The organism is Actinomadura sp. 6N118 (genome assembly GCF_044326415.1).
Classification (GTDB): domain Bacteria; phylum Actinomycetota; class Actinomycetes; order Streptosporangiales; family Streptosporangiaceae; genus Spirillospora.
In genome coordinates this window covers 45,225-60,006 of record NZ_JBIRAZ010000009.1, presented here as the reverse complement: position 1 = coordinate 60,006, position 14,782 = coordinate 45,225, and the positions used below count along the sequence as shown (strand labels likewise).

13 protein-coding genes are annotated in these 14,782 nt (G+C 70.0%); 6 read left to right on the top strand and 7 right to left on the bottom strand.

All coding sequences use genetic code 11. The annotated features are described in order from the left end of the window. Positions 1-118: 118 nt before the first annotated feature. The 4 genes from ACH34W_RS23790 to ACH34W_RS23775 all read left to right on the top strand — a co-directional run bounded on the left by ACH34W_RS23790 (position 119) and on the right by ACH34W_RS23775 (position 5,166). Positions 119-1,483, top strand: a complete 1,365-nt coding sequence (locus ACH34W_RS23790; RefSeq protein ID WP_395963198.1) for an MFS transporter — start codon at positions 119-121, stop codon at positions 1,481-1,483. Continuing rightward, positions 1,480-2,493 (top strand): hypothetical protein, encoded by a 1,014-nt coding sequence (locus tag ACH34W_RS23785; protein ID WP_395963197.1) that lies wholly within the window; start codon positions 1,480-1,482, stop codon positions 2,491-2,493. Before ACH34W_RS23790 ends, ACH34W_RS23785 begins: the two co-directional genes overlap by 4 nt. 302 nt (positions 2,494-2,795) lie before the next feature. Continuing rightward, positions 2,796-4,247, top strand: coding sequence for an RNA-guided endonuclease IscB (iscB, locus tag ACH34W_RS23780; RefSeq protein ID WP_395963196.1), 1,452 nt, complete (start codon positions 2,796-2,798; stop codon positions 4,245-4,247). Between the two features lie 118 nt (positions 4,248-4,365). Continuing rightward, positions 4,366-5,166, top strand: coding sequence for an SAM-dependent methyltransferase (locus tag ACH34W_RS23775; RefSeq protein ID WP_395963195.1), 801 nt, complete (start codon positions 4,366-4,368; stop codon positions 5,164-5,166). 10 nt (positions 5,167-5,176) lie between these two features. Here the strand turns inward: ACH34W_RS23775 and ACH34W_RS23770 are convergent, their stop codons facing one another. Both ACH34W_RS23770 and ACH34W_RS23765 read right to left on the bottom strand, forming a co-directional pair. Further along, positions 5,177-5,728: a YceI family protein gene (locus ACH34W_RS23770; RefSeq protein WP_395963194.1), complete on the bottom strand. Its 552-nt coding sequence runs from the start codon at positions 5,726-5,728 to the stop codon at positions 5,177-5,179. A gap of 79 nt (positions 5,729-5,807) precedes the next feature. Then, positions 5,808-6,329, bottom strand: a complete 522-nt coding sequence (locus ACH34W_RS23765) for an Lrp/AsnC family transcriptional regulator (protein ID WP_395963193.1) — start codon at positions 6,327-6,329, stop codon at positions 5,808-5,810. Positions 6,330-6,433: 104 nt separating this feature from the next. Here ACH34W_RS23765 and ACH34W_RS23760 point away from each other — a divergent pair, with 104 nt between their 5' ends. Next, positions 6,434-7,648, top strand: coding sequence for an MFS transporter (locus ACH34W_RS23760; protein WP_395963192.1), 1,215 nt, complete (start codon positions 6,434-6,436; stop codon positions 7,646-7,648). Between the two features lie 95 nt (positions 7,649-7,743). Here the strand turns inward: ACH34W_RS23760 and ACH34W_RS23755 are convergent, their stop codons facing one another. Both ACH34W_RS23755 and ACH34W_RS23750 read right to left on the bottom strand, forming a co-directional pair. Beyond that, a complete protein-coding gene (locus tag ACH34W_RS23755) occupies positions 7,744-8,799 on the bottom strand; it encodes a CU044_5270 family protein (RefSeq protein ID WP_395963191.1) in 1,056 nt (351 codons plus the stop codon). After that, complete coding sequence (locus ACH34W_RS23750; protein WP_395963190.1) at positions 8,796-9,413, bottom strand: RNA polymerase sigma factor; 618 nt, start codon at positions 9,411-9,413, stop codon at positions 8,796-8,798. The genes ACH34W_RS23755 and ACH34W_RS23750 overlap by 4 nt, the downstream gene beginning before the upstream one ends. A gap of 168 nt (positions 9,414-9,581) precedes the next feature. Here ACH34W_RS23750 and ACH34W_RS23745 point away from each other — a divergent pair, with 168 nt between their 5' ends. Continuing rightward, complete coding sequence (locus tag ACH34W_RS23745) at positions 9,582-10,910, top strand: YibE/F family protein (protein WP_395963189.1); 1,329 nt, start codon at positions 9,582-9,584, stop codon at positions 10,908-10,910. Here the strand turns inward: ACH34W_RS23745 and ACH34W_RS23740 are convergent. The 3 genes from ACH34W_RS23740 to ACH34W_RS23730 form a co-directional block, all read right to left on the bottom strand. Then, a complete protein-coding gene (locus ACH34W_RS23740) occupies positions 10,907-11,713 on the bottom strand; it encodes a transporter substrate-binding domain-containing protein (RefSeq protein WP_395963188.1) in 807 nt (268 codons plus the stop codon). The genes ACH34W_RS23745 and ACH34W_RS23740 overlap by 4 nt on opposite strands. Positions 11,714-11,874: 161 nt before the next feature. Further along, complete coding sequence (locus ACH34W_RS23735; RefSeq protein ID WP_395963187.1) at positions 11,875-13,224, bottom strand: cytochrome P450; 1,350 nt, start codon at positions 13,222-13,224, stop codon at positions 11,875-11,877. Between the two features lie 225 nt (positions 13,225-13,449). Then, the gene (locus ACH34W_RS23730) at positions 13,450-14,715 is read right to left on the bottom strand and encodes a class I SAM-dependent methyltransferase (RefSeq protein WP_395963186.1); all 1,266 of its coding nucleotides are present in this window, start codon (positions 14,713-14,715) and stop codon (positions 13,450-13,452) included. Positions 14,716-14,782: the final 67 nt, after the last annotated feature.

Genomic DNA, 14,782 nt, shown 5'->3' with positions numbered 1-14,782 from the left:
CAGCGGCCAGCCGCGGCCAGCCGTTGGCCGCGGATGTGGCCGTATGCAGGCTTGGGCGACTTTAGGATCACCGTCAACTGGTTCTGACCGTTCACATTCCACGGGGTGAGGGGAAGCGGTGTACCTGTCGACGGCGCGCGCCACGGACGACGCGCAGGGCGTCGAACGTGACCGGATGCGTGACTCGGCGGCCGTACGGGGCGTTCCGGCGAACGTCTTCGCCCTCGGCGCGGTCAGCCTGCTCACCGACGTGTCGGCGGAGATGGTGACCGCGGTCCTGCCGATCTACGTGGTGGTCCAGCTCGGGCTGAGCCCGCTCGCCTTCGGGCTGCTGGACGGTGTGTACGGCGGGGTCACGGCGCTGGTACGGCTCGTCGGCGGGCACGCCGCCGACCGGGGACGCCGCCACAAGCTCGTCGCGGGGCTCGGATACGGGTTGTCGGCCGCCGCCAAGCCGGTACTGCTCCTGGCGTCGACCGTCCCGGCGATCGCGGCCGTTCTCGCGGTGGACCGTACCGGCAAGGGGCTGCGGACCGCCCCGCGTGACGCGCTGATCTCGCTGTCCGCCCGCCCCGGCGACCAGGGCCGCGCGTTCGGCGTGCACCGCACCATGGACACGGCCGGAGCGCTGCTCGGTCCCCTGGTGGCGTTCGGTCTCCTCTGGGCCGCCGCGGACGCGTACGACGCGGTCTTCGTGGTCAGTGGCTGCATCGCCGTGGCAGGCGTGCTGGTGCTCGTGCTCTTCGTTCACCGACCGCCGCCGGATGACGGGTCGGCCGGGGAGGCGCGGACGTCAGGGCGGATGCCAGAGCGGACGTCAATGCGGACGCCAGGGCGGACGTCTATGCGGGCGGCGTTCGGGCTTCTCCGGATCAGCGCCATGCGGCGAATCTGCGGCTGCGCGGCACTGCTCGGGCTTGTGACGATCAGCGACGCGTTCGTCTTCTTGCTCATCCAGAAGAAGCTCGATCTGGCGCCGCAGTGGTTCCCGCTGCTGCCGCTCGGCACGGCCGCTGGCTTCCTCGCGCTGGCGATGCCGCTCGGCCTGCTCGCGGACCGGGTCGGCCGGTGGCCGGTGTTCGTGGGCGGGCACGCCGCGCTGCTGGGGGCGTACGTGCTGCTGCTCAGCCCGGCCGGCGGCACGGGCATGATCGTCGGCGTGCTGGTGCTGCACGGGGTCTTCTACGCGGCGACCGACGGGGTCCTGATGGCGGCTGCCGGGCCGCATCTGCCCGCCGGCCTGCGGGCCAGCGGCCTCGCACTCGTCCAGACCGGGCAGGCCACCACCCGGTTCGTCTCGTCGCTGGCGTTCGGAGCCGCGTGGACGATGTGGGGGATGACTCCAGCGATCACCATCGCGGCCGCCGCCCTGACCGCATCCGCCGTTGTCGCCCTGGTCCTGCGTCCTGGTGCTGGTTCTGATGCTGGTCCTGGTTCTGATGCTGCTGCTGGCCCTGTTTTCGCCGAGGAGTCGTCCGTTTGAGCACCGCCGCGCGTTGGCGCATCCTGGTCGTCGCGTTCACCGCCCTCGCGGCCGTGGCGGTGACCTACACGTTGTACGCGGCGGGCCGTACCGACGCCCGCGACAAGGCTCGTCCCGGCGGGCCGGCCGTGGCCAAGGGCACGTTCGACCTGACCGGCCGCCAGCGGATCCTCTTCCGCAACATGGCGTGGGGCCCGCACCGGGATCACCTCGCCTCCGTCCCGCTGGACGGCACCGGCGGCACCCGCACGGCCATGCCGCTCACGTGCTACAAGTTCCACACCTCGGGCGGCACGGGCGTGTGCGTGCAGGCCAAACGAGGACCGGTCAAAACGTTCTATCTGCTGATCCTCGACTCGCGACTGCGGGAGATACGCCGGTACGCGGCGGGCGGCGGGCCGAGCCGGACGCGGGTCTCCCCCAGCGGCCGCATGGTGGCGTGGACGGTGTTCGTGAGCGGCGACTCGTACGCCGGGGTGAACTTCTCCACGCGCACGGCCATCCTCGACACCCGTACGTGGAAGCTGCACCGCAACATGGAGAAGTTCCAGGTCATCAAGGACGGCAAGCCCTACCGTTCCGTGGACGTCAACTTCTGGGGGGTCACGTTCGCCGACGACGACCTCTTCTACGCGACGCTGGCGACCAAGGGGAAGACGTACCTGGTGCGCGGCAACGTTTCCACCCGGACCGTGCGGACGCTCCGGGAGAACGCCGAATGCCCGTCGCTCTCCCCCGACGGCACGCGCGTCGCGTTCAAGCACCGCGTCAAAGGCGACATGTCGGCCCTGCCCTGGCGGCTGCACGTGCTGGACCTGCGCACGATGAAGGAGACCGCGACGGCCGAGACGAGGCCGCTGGACGACCAGGTCAGCTGGCTGGACGACCGTACGCTCATGTACGCGATCCCCGCCGAGTACGAGTCCGACCAGTACCGCGTGCCCGCCGACGGAACGGGCTCACCGGCACTGATCATGAGGGCCGCCCAGGTTCCCGCCGTTCTCCCCTAGGACGCCGTCCTTCCCCAGGAATTGCCATAAGTTGTGCTCTACCGGCGGAGGAGGCCACGTCACACGCTCCCCGGCCTGAAGGCCGGGGCTTGCCCCGCTGAGCGGGGTGGGCCTTGTTTGACCAGCCCAAGCCAACACGTATGTGGGAGGTGAACTAGTTGGCTACGTTTCACGCAGGTAAGAAGATCCACCAGGCCGTGCCGCCTCAGCGGCCTGCTCTGGAATCGGTGTCAGCAGACAAGCCTGGGAGCAGGCACGAAACGGGACACCGGCCCCCCACCCGTCAGGGTGGGGTGCCGAGCGTGGAACATGGGCGAGAGGAGACCACCACCGCTTCACCTGGCAGTGGTGGCGTCACCCCCGTGTCCCCTTCGGGGGCCGAGGAGAGCCCGCGTGAGCGGCACCCATCAGTCCGGCCGGCATCGGTGTTCGTGCTCGACAAGCACGGCACACCGTTGCAGCCCTGCCACCCGGCCCGTGCGCGGCACCTGCTGCGTACGGGTCGGGCGGTGGTGGCGCGGCACACCCCGTTCGTCATCCGGCTCAAAGACCGCGCCGCCGCCGAGAGCGAGGTGGACGGGGTCGAGGTCGGGATCGATCCGGGCTCCAAGCACACCGGCATCGCCGTCTTCACCGCCCGGGACGGTGAGGAGGGGATCGAGCGGCGCGGCCGGTACGCGGTCCAGCTTGACCACCGCGGCGCGGCCATCGGCAAGCGCATGGAACAGCGCGCCAACTACCGGCGGCGGCGCCGCTCGGCGAACCTGCGCTACCGGGCACCCCGGTTCGACAACCGCACCCGCCCGCAGCGGTGGCTGGCGCCGTCGCTGCGGCACCGGGTGGACACCACGACCTCGTGGGTGGACCGGCTCTCCCGCTGGGCGCCCGTCCAGGCGGTGCACGTGGAGCGGGTCGCGTTCGACACCCATCTGCTGGCGGCCGGGAAGCCGCTGGAGGGCGTCGAATACCAGCACGGCACCCTGATGGGATTCGAGGTCCGCGAATACCTCCTGGCCAAGTGGGGACGGGCCTGCGCCTACTGCGGCGCCACCGGGGTGCCGTTGAACATCGACCACGTCCACCCGCGCAGTAGGGGCGGCTCTGACCGTGTGTCGAACCTGACCCTGGCCTGCGTCCCCTGCAACCAGACCAAGTCCAACCGGCCGGTGGCCGAGTTCCTGGCCGGACGACCTGAGGTCCTGGCCCGGGTTCTGGCGCAGGCGAAGGTTCCGCTCCGGGACGCCGCCGCCGTCAACACCACCCGGTGGGCGCTGTGGCGATCCCTGGACGCCCGCCACCCCACCCGGACCGCCTCGGGTGGGAGGACGAAGTGGAACCGCGCCCGCAACGCCCTTGCCAAGTCGCACACCTTGGATGCCCTCGCCGTCGGCGAGGTCGACACGATCACGCAGGTGGTAGGGAGGGTGCTGGTGGCGGGGTGCGCGGGGCGCGGCACCCATTGCCGGACCCGGACCGGCAAGTACGGGTTCCCGCGCCTGAAACTGCCCCGCACCAAACAGTTCTTCGGCTTCGCCACCGGCGACCGGGTCCGCGCCATCATCCCGGCGGGCAAGTACCCCGGCACCCACACCGGCCGCGTCGCCGTCCGCGCCACCGGCAAGTTCAACATCACCACCCGGGCGGGGACCATCCAGGGCATCCACCACCGCCACGTCCGGCTGCTCCAGCGAGCAGACGGCTACGCCTACACCACCCACCCCGAAACCATCCACGAAAGGGCGACGACCACGTGAACCGCCTGCGCACTGCACCAGGATCCGCCCAGGGGGCGGATCCCCGCCCCCTGGGCTGCTCCGCAGGGACTCCGTTTCTTCCCCGGCCCGAAGGCCGGAGCATCCATGGAGGAATCCGATGACCAGCGGGCAAGACCCTCAGATCGACACCACCAGACCGCACTCGGCGCGGATGTGGAACTACTGGGTCGGCGGCAAGGACAACTATCCGATCGACCGTGAGGTCGGCGACAAGGTGACGGAGATCTTCCCGAACATCATCGAGGTCGCCCGTCACTCCCGGGCCTTCCTCGGCCGCGCCACCCGCTACCTGACGGAGCAGGCGGGGGTCCGCCAGTTCCTCGACATCGGGACGGGCCTCCCCACGCACGACAACACCCACGAGGTGGCGCAGCGGGTCGCGCCCGAGAGCCGCATCGTGTACGTGGACAACGACCCGCTGGTGCTGGTGCACGCCCGTGCGTTGCTGACCAGTACCCCGGGTGGCGCGACCGACTACATCGACGCCGACGTGCGCGACCCGCAGAAGATCCTCGACGGCGCGGCCGAGACCCTGGACTTCGACCGCCCGGTCGCGTTGATGATGCTGGGGATCATGGGCAACGTGATCGACGATGACGAGGCGTACGGCATCGTCCGGCACTTCCTCGACGCCCTGCCCTCGGGCAGCCACATGGCGCTCAACGACGGCACGAGCGTGGTCCACGGCTCGCAGCGCGACGAGTCGATCAAGGTCGCCAAGGAGCGCGGCATGCCCCCGTACGTGTCGCGCACCCCCGAGCAGATCACCCGGTTCTTCGAGGGGCTGGAACTGGTGGAGCCCGGCGTGGTGACGGTGTCGCGGTGGCGGCCCGAGGCGACCCCCTTCGGGGAACCGCCCGAGGTCGACGCGTTCTGCGGCCTCGGGCGGAAACCCTGATCCCCATTCCTCAGGGCTCGATGAACTGCATGTCCAGGGAGATCTTGACGACCTCGCCGAGCATGCCGGGCGCGAACTTCAGGCCGAACTCGCTCCGGCGGATCTCGCCGGTGGCCTCGAAACCGGCATGCCGGCGGCCGTCCACGACGGAGTCGACGACCCCGCCGAACTCGACCGCGAGCGTCACGGGCCGGGTGACGTCGCCGATGGTCAGGTCGCCGGTCATGGTCCAGTCCTCACCCTGACCGCTGATCTCGGTCGACCGGAACACCATCGTCGGCCGGCTCTCGACGTCGAGCAGGTCGGCGGAGCTGACGTGCGCGTCCCGGTCCGCGTTGCCCGTGTCGATCGAGGCGAGCGAGATCGTGGCGGTGACGGCGCATTCGGCCGGTGTCCCGCCGACGACGAGCCCGGCCTCGAACTCGGTGAAGCTGCCGCGGACCTTGGAGATCCCGAGGTGCCGGATGGAGAACCCGACCGCCGAGTGGTACGGGTCGAGCGGCCACTCCCCGGCCACCAGCGGAAGTTCGGTCGTCGTGGTGTTGATCGCGTTGGAAGTCATGCCACCAACCTGCCGACCCCGGCGAGACATAGGGAGACCGTGTCAAGACTGGCCCCGTCAGGGCCAGGCTCGACCTCGCCTACTGATCCGGTGGTGCCGCATCCGGGGCGGGGCGGGTCCAGCCCGTGGAGGCGGTCACCGGGCGGGTGCCGGGCTGGGTCGCCTCAACGGCGCGGCCCTCGTACGGGGTGGAGAGCACGACGTGCGAGTTCATCTCGCCGTGGTCGCCGAGCCGTTCGAGGAGACCTTCGAGGTGCTGCATCGAGGCGACGCGGATCTTGAGCATCGAGCACCAGTTGCCGCTGAGCTTGTGGATCTCGGTGACCTCGGGGAGGTCCTCGGCGGCGGTGGTCTTGAGCAGGCAGCGGCCGTGGGCGCAGCGCATCTGGACGAACGCGGTGAGCGGCAGGCCGACCCGGGCGGGGTCGATCCGGGCCTGGTAACCCGCGATCACGCCGGCCTCCTCCAGCCGCCGGACCCGGTCGGCGACGGCCGGGGCGGAGAGGTTGATCCGCTGGGCGAGCTTGTTGAACGAAAGCCGGCCGTCCCGCTGGAGCTCGGCGATGATCCGCCAGTCGGTCTGATCCAGTGATCTGTCCATGTGGAAGGCCTTCCGCGATAACTCCTTCCAAACTAGAGGCGTTCGCCGCTGAAGACCAGTCATCGCCCATTCCTCGACGAATCTAGGTTTTCTAGCGTAAAAGCATGACCAAAGTGGATGTGCACACCGCACCGGCCGCAGGGCCTGGTGTCCCGCCGGTCGCACGCTCCCGGGCGATGCTGGCGTTGTGCTCGGGCTCGGTGATGATGAACGCGGCGATGGCGGTCTCCAGCGCGACCAGCACCCTCGTGGCCGGTGACAGGCTGGGCGCGGGCTGGGGCGGCGTCCCCAACACGGCGGGGATTGTCGGCACCGGCGTCGGCGCGCTCCTCCTGACCGCGCTCATGAACCGGCGGACCGCCCTTGTCGTCGGCTATGTCGTGGCGGCGCTGGGCGCCTGCCTCGGGGTCATCGCCGTCGCCAACGACGACGTGCTCGGGTTGAGCGTCGGGATGTTGTTGCTCGGCCTCGGCAATGCGGGCGCGCAACTCTCCCGCTATGGCGCGGCCGAGCTGTACCCGCCCGGACGCCGCGGCACCGCCATCAGCATCGTGGTCTGGTCGGCGGCCATCGGCGCGGTCGGCGGCCCGCTTCTCATGGATCCGTCGGGGAACGTGGCGGACGGGCTGGGCCTCGTGCCGTTCGCCGGGCCCTTCCTCCTGGCGGCCGTCACGTGTGTGATCGCCGCCGTGGCGTCGTTCAGGGCACCGGCGGGCGAGATCGCGCCGTCGAGCATGACGTTGCGCTCGCTGTTGCGCACCTCGGCGGCTCGTTCGGCGCTGGTGGTCATGGCGACCGCGCAGGTCGTGATGGTGGCCGTCATGACGGCGGCGCCGCTCCACATGCACATGCACGGCCACGGCCTCGCCTCGGTGGGCTTGGCGCTCTCCACGCACACCCTCGGCATGTTCGCGCTGTCGCCGATCACAGGGCGGCTGCTCGACCGCTTCGGCCCGGCCCCGGTGATCCAGGCGGGTCTCCTCACACTCGCCACCTCGTGTGCCCTGGCCGCGCTGGGTCCGGACGGCACGCAACTGCCCGCGTTGTTCCTGCTGGGGTACGCCTGGAACCTCTGCTTCGTGGGCGGCAGCGCACGCCTGGCCCGTGATGTGCCCGCAGCCGACCGGCCTCACGTCGAGGGCGCAGTGGACGCGGCGGTCTGGACGCTGGCCGCAGCCGCAAGCCTGCTGTCCACGATCGTCCTGTCCGCAGGCGGCTACGACATTCTCGCTGGCGCGGCCGCCGTACTCGCCCTCGTCGTCGCCGTCGTCCTCATCCCCCGCCGAATTGAGCGGACGGCCACGAGCCACGACGGCTGACCCGCCAGCACCGCCAGGCCGCCATGCCGCCGGACCGGCCAAGGCCGCCGGAACACCCGGCGGCCCTGGCAGTTTCGCCGTCCTTTGTCACATTCCTAGCGCTTGTACTTCGCCGGGATCTCGTCGACCACCGTCTGCTTGACGATCGTCCACTGACGCAGCAGGGTGCCCGGCTTCATGCCCGCCATCTCGGCGGACTCCGAAGGGCCGCGACCCTTCGGGTACTTCTTGCCGCCCTTCGGCTGGAACGAACGGTCGTGGTCGACGACCTGGCGCGTGCCCAGCAAGCGGTACGTCTTGGCCTCGAAGATCAGCTCCAGCCGGATGCCGTTCCAGGTCTGCCCGACCGCGATGGCCGTGGGGCTCACCCGGGACACGGTCACGCCGGGGAGCGTTCCGGTCGCCTTGAAGATCGCGGCCTGTGCCGCAGGTGTCAGCCGGACACCGGAAACGGTCTCCTCGACAGTGTGGAAGACCTGCACGTCCGGGGGGTTGCCGCCCTGGCTGTTGCGGTAGAGCCAGGCGCGCATGGCCTTGGGGTCGCCCGGCAGGTCACGGCGGTAGAACGGCGTGTTGCGGCAGTCGCCCGGCACCTTGGACGGGTCGACCTCGGGGAGCTTCTTCGGCTCCTTGCCAGTGCTGTTCTTCCGCAGGGCCGCCTCGCACATCCAGAACCGTTCGTTCCAGTTGCCCGAGTCCATGATCAGGCCAACCCGCTTCCCGCTGACCGACCGCCACGATTTCGACTGGATCGTGTTGGCGACGGGGTGCCGGTCGCGCTGCTCGGTCTCGGTATAGACGTACTGGTCAGGGCGCGGCTCGGCGGTCCTTCCCACTGTCGCCGCAGCGCGGTCGAGGACCTCGACGGCGCTCACCGGCACGATCGCCGGTGTGGATCCGCCACCGCCCTGCCCGCCGTCCGGCCCGGCGTCCGGCACGGCGATCATGGCGGCGGCCATGGCACCGGCGAGACCGGCGGTGGCGAGGCCGCCGATCGCCCAGCGCCGGCCGCCGCCCGGCAGGCGACGTCGGGATCCGGCCATCCCGGCCATCTCGGCCATCTCGGCCATGAGGTGAACGCGGCGCGCGTCCTGGTGCTCGGCGGGCATGTCCTGCCGAGCCGGGGGGAGAGGGGACTGCTGGTCGATCATGATGTTTCCTCCGAGAAGAGCGCGGTGGGTCGATCGCCTCTTCTATGTCCGTCGGCCCGGTGCGGTTCCGTGTCCAACCGCAGCCGCTTGCGGGCCCTGGCCAGGCGTGACCGCACGGTGCCGATGGGGACGCCGAGCGCCGCCGCGGCCTCGGCGTAGCCGAGGCCCTCCCACACGCAGAGCGCGAGGATCTCCTGGTCACCCCGGGACAGTTTCTTGATCGAGTCGAGGACCACCCGCATCTCGCGTTCGGCTTCCAGCCGCACGGCGGCGGCCGTCGCGTCGTTGGGGGCGGCCGGCAGGGCGCGGACCCGGTCCAGCGCGGCCCGGTGGCGGCGCAGGCTGCGGCGATGGTTGTGGAGGACGTTGGTGGCGACGCCGTACAGCCAGGGCAGGAGGGAGTCGGCGCTCAGCCGCACCTGGTCGCGGCGCCGCCAGGTCTCCAGGAAGACGACGGAGGTGAGGTCCTCGGCCGCCGACCAGTCCGCCGTTCGCCGGAAGCAGTAGTTGTAGACGGTGCGTGAATGCCGGTCGAAGAGCTCGCCGAAGGCGCGCTCTTCGCCGTCCCGCGCACGGTCCCACAACTCCGTGTCCGTTGGGGGTTCGAGGGTCATGGCCTGCTTGTGTCCGTTCGGCCCGATCGGTTCCCGGCCAATCGGATCATTTTTGCCGCCGGTTTGTCGGGGCTGATTTGTCGGGGGCGGGGGCGCCCGACACACTATGCAGCCTCAGTGAGCGCGGAAGGGCTGGGTGTGGGCGCGAATCATTCGCACGACAGGGCGGTGCCGAAGTCGCCGAGATCGGTACGGGTGGCCGTGCTGGCCGTCATCGTGCCGGTGGCGGTCGCGACGCTGGCCGCGGTGCTGTTCATGTGGCCGGACCAGCCGAAGATCCCGGGCTCCGAGCCGCTGAAGGAGATCAGCGGGACGGTCGTCGGGATCGACCTCAAGCCGTGCCCGCAAGCCGAGCCCGGGACGGACGGAACGGGCACAGAGGGAGGTGGAGCGGACGGCGCCGTAACGGACGGGCGGCGGGCGACTCCGCCCGACCCGAGTCGTTGCGGCGACGCGAAGGTCAAGCTGACCTCCGGGGACAAGGCGGGCCAGGTGGTGGTCGCGCCGCTGCCCAATGAGCCGAGCTCGCAGCGCTACTCGGTCGGTGACGACGTCCAGGTCGTGCACATGACCGACTCCCCCGACGGCATCGCGTACCAGCTGTCCGACCATCAGCGGTCGGGCCCGCTGTGGCTGATCGGGGCGGCGTTCGCGCTCGCGGTGATCGCGTTCGGCCGCTGGCGGGGGGTGACCGCCCTGGTGGGACTGGCGATCACGTTCGTGCTGCTGCTCCAGTTCCTGATTCCGGCGATCATGGAGGGCCGGCCGCCGTTGCTGGTCGCCATCGTCTGCGCGGCCGCGATCATGCTGGCGGTGTTGTACCTGACGCATGGCTTCTCGATGCCCACCTCGATCGCGGTGATCGGCACCATCGCGAGCCTCAGCCTGACCGGTCTGCTCGCCACCGCCGCGATCAACCTGACGCATCTGGGTGGCCTGAGCGACGACGACGCTCTCAACCTCGACATGGCGTACCAGATCAACGGCCAGGGCCTGCTGCTCGCCAGCATCATCATCGGCTCCCTCGGCGTGCTGGACGACGTCACCGTGACGCAGGCCGTCACCGTGAACGAGCTGGCCCACGCCAACCCGGCCTACCGGTTCGCGCAGCTCTACCGTGCCGCCGCCCGGATCGGCCGGGCCCACATCGCCTCGGTGATCAACACCATCATCCTGGCGTACGCGGGCGCCTCCCTGCCGCTGCTCCTGCTGCTCAGCGTCGCCCAGCAGCCCCTCGGTGAGGTGGTCACCGCGCCCGCCATCGCCCAGGAGATCGTCCGCAGCGTCGCCGGCACCCTCGGCCTGATCGCGGCAGTCCCGATCACCACCGCCCTGGCCGCCCTGGCCCGCACCCGCGCCCATGCCCACGTCGGCGCCCACGCCGAGACCGACACCGAGACCGACGCGGACGCGGACGCGGACACACCCGTGCACGACCCTGACCACGATCCGGTCCCTGGTGATGACCTGAAGACCGTCAAAACGGACGCGGTCTAGTCACAACCCTCGAACTGCGGAACCGCGATGATTGACGGGTCCAGGCCCGTTCCGCCGAACCACTTGCGGACCAGCCGCGTAGCGGTGCCGTCCTGGTACATCTCGGTGATGGCCTTGTTGACGGCCTCGCAGCCGTCCGGGTCCCCCTTGCGCAGGCCGATGCCGGTGCGCTGCTCGGCATACCGGGCGTTGATGAGCCGGACTCCCTTGCCCTCCCGTCTGACGAGCCCCGCGAGGATCACATCGTTGGTGGTGAGGGCGTCGACCCCGCGGTTGCGGAGCAGAGACATGCAGCGGTCATAGTCGTCGGCGTTGACGATCTGGACCGACACGCCGCGCATCGCGGCCACCTTCTGGGCGGCGTCCGTGCCGCGCACCGCGCAGATCTTCCGGCCGCTGAGGTCGCGCACGTTCTTGATGGCGGTGTCGTCCGAACGCGTGAGGATGTCCTGGTACGACACGTAGTACGGCCCGGCGAACGCCACGTCGTTCTTGCGGTCAGGAGTGATGGAGAACGCGGCCACCATCAGGTCCACCTCCCCCGAGACCAGCTTGGGGATGCGGTCCGCCGCCAGCGCCTCGACGAACCTGACGTTCCGCCCCAGCTTCGTGGCCACGTACCGCGCCACGTCCACGTCGAATCCCTCGAACGTGCCGTCGGCCCGTTTCAGCCCCAGTCCCGGCAGGTCCGGCCGGACCCCGACCGCCCACGACCGTTCGTCGAGAATCGAAGCGTCCTCGGACGCGCCGCAGCCCGCGCCCATCAGCCCGCCCAGCAGAAGGGCAACCGCCAGCACACGCATGACTCCCCCAGAACCCCGGCTCGATCCCCACGATCATCCGGTTTCCCAGGCAGGAGTCAAGTCTCTTGCAGCCAGTCGTGCAGTCAGCCGCACAGTCACCGGTCGCGCAGCCAGTCGCACCTGTAGCGCGCCCGGCCACTCGTGCGGCGCCTTACGACGCGTCAGCGCGTGCGTTCGACATCGAGCCGAAGGCCGAACGGGTTGAAGGTGCGCGGCAAGGGCCGGTCCGGGGACAGCGGGTGCCCGCCGCTCTGCCGGTAGGCATGCCCGGCCAGCAGGTGTGCGAGGAACTGCGACGTCGTCAGGAGGACGAGGTTGCGGCCCGGGCACTCTGCTGGACCACCGCTGAACGGGATCGCAGCCCAGTTCCGCTGCGCGGTGCTGTCCAGCCAGACATCGGGCGCGAAGGCGTCCGCGTGGTGCAGCACCTCCTCGTCTCTCTGGACGAAGGCCGTCGGGATGAACAGTGCCGTGCCTGCGGGCAGTCTCCGGCCGTCCCAGTCGGTCTCGGTGGTGGTGTCGCGGAGGATGGCGAGCGTCGTCGGCCAGAGCCGCACCGACTCCTGGACGCAGGCGCGCAGGAACGGCAGGTCCTGGGGCTCTGACAGGTCCCGGCCCTCGATCTCCTCGTACGCCCGCCGGGCCTGGTCGGGATGGGTGGCCAGGAGGGCCAGGGCAGAGTAGGCCGCCATGCCCGCGGGCTCGAAGGCGAACAGCCACTGCGGCATCTGGTCCTGCGGCTTGGTGCGTCCGGTGGTGGGCGTCGTGGCGACGAGTTCGGCGAGGCTGCCGTGCTCCGCCTTGCGCACGTACGCGTCGAGGCGCTGCCGGAACTCCCGGTAGATCTGCGGGCGGCGCGGCACGAAGGCCCAGTTCGCCTCCATGCGGAGCCTGCTCAGCAGGTCGCTTACGCGGTCGTCGTCACGCGCGGTGTCACCGAGCACCACCCTGCGGATCACACGCCACCACGCGACACGGAAATCGTCCCAGGTCAGCGTGTGAGCACCGGCCATCAGTTCGGCCGCCTCCCCCGCTATCTTGCCCGCGATGAGATCCCCATGCCGGTGGATGGGCCTGTGGGTGTTCAGCACGGCTTCGTTGAACCGCCGCCGGTCGGTGCGGTCCGCGCCGGACGCCGTCAGCAGGCCGTGCGGCTGGAAGTGCCAGAGCGCCGCCCGCTTCTCGAGGTTGGCCACGGCGAACGGCTCGGGCGACCCTTCCAGCACCCGTCGTACGTCCTCCTCGGACAGGATGAGCGCGATCGGCCGCAGCGGCGACCACAGACGGATCGGGCCTGGCCCGTACTTGGCCCGCATGCGCTGGAGCAGTCGACCCGCCTTCCGGTCCGCGTCGAATTTCTCGGCGGCAGCCACCACTCTGGGCCGCCTGGCGAGAATGCCCCTCACGAGGATGGGCGCCAGCACCTCCAAGGCGATCCGGAGGCTGTCCCTGGCCGAGGCCTGCGACACCTCCCGCCGGGCATGCCGCGTACGTTCGATCGTCTGCGTCATCAGGTCTCCTTGATCCCTTCACTTCCGAAGGGTCTTCCCGGCCAAGGGCACACAAACGTCCCGGGCCTGCCAAGGGCACGCAAACGTCTCAGCGCCGGCCAAGGACGCGCGCAAACGTTTCAGGCGGACGCCCCGCCGCGTACGCGAACGAGGCCGTCTCCCCTGGGGGAGGCGGCCTCGGCACGGTGTAGCGGGCGTGTCAGACGCCCGATCTGGAGGTTGGTTTCAGACGCCCCAGTCCGGGCGCAGCGGCATGCGCGCGTTCTTGTTGTCGTCCAGCTTCACACCCAGGGTCTGGTGGAGCTGGATCCAGTTCTGCTCGAAGCCAAGGATGCAGCCGGCCATGTAGACCTTCCACACCCGGGCGATGCCCTCGCCGACCTCGGCGACGGCTTCGTCCCAGTGCTCGTCGAGGTTGTCGCACCAGCCCTTGAGCGTACGGGCGTAGTGCTCCCGCAGGTTTTCCTGGTGACGGATCTCGAAGCCCGCGTCGTTCATCTGCATCTGGATGTAGCCGGGACCTTCGAGCTCGCCGTCGGGGAAGACGTAGCGGTTGATGAACCCGTCCTGCTTCATCGAGGGCGCCAGGTTGTCGGGCCGGGTGATGGTGTGGTTGAGCATCCGGCCGCCCGGCTTGAGCTTCCCGTAGAGGAACGAGAAGTAGGCGGGCAGGTTGGCCTTGCCGATGTGCTCGGTCAGGCCGATCGAGCTCACCGCGTCGAAGTCGGTCGCGGTGACGTCGCGGTAGTCCATGTGCCGGACCTCCGCGAGGTCGGAGAGCCCCCGGTCGGCGATGGCCTTCTGTGCCCACTCGGCTTGCTGCTTGGAGAGGGTGACGCCGAGCGCCTTGACCCCGTACTCCTTGGCGGCGTGCATGACCATGCCGCCCCAGCCGCAGCCGACGTCCAGCAGCCGCATGCCCGGCTGGAGGCCGATCTTCTTGGCCACCAGGTCGTGCTTGTGGAACTGGGCCTCCTCGAGGGTGGAGTGCTCCTCGGGGTAACAGGCGCAGGTGTAGGCCATCGACGGGCCCAGCACCCATTCGTAGAAGGTGTTGGAGACGTCGTAGTGGTGTGAGATCGCCTTGGCGTCGCGCTTCTTGGAGTGGCGGAGCCAGTCGGGTACCCGGCTGAACGGCGCCTCCTGCGGCGGCGGGTCGAGCCGCCGGGTGACGGCGGCCCGCAGCAGCGGGTCGCGCGCGACGGCGGCGATGATCCTGAGCTTGTCGCGCGGCGTGATGTCGCCGAGCACCTGTTGCATCGTGGACAGCGCCGTGTACATGTCGCCGCTGACGTCGATCATGCCGCTGACGTACGCGCGGGCGAGCCCCAGCGCGCCCGGTGAGTGCACCACGTAGGACACCGCGTACGGGGAACGGACGTCGAACCGGATGTCGGCGCCGGGTACCCCGGCCCGCGATCCGTCGTACGCGGTGAACTCCACTGGCGCCTCAGCCCCGGCGAGCCGCTCGAAGACCCCGGCCAGCGTCATCTTGTGCCTCCCTCTCTCTTCGCCCCGGAAGGGGCGATGGGATCCACCATCGGCCCCCAGCGGGACC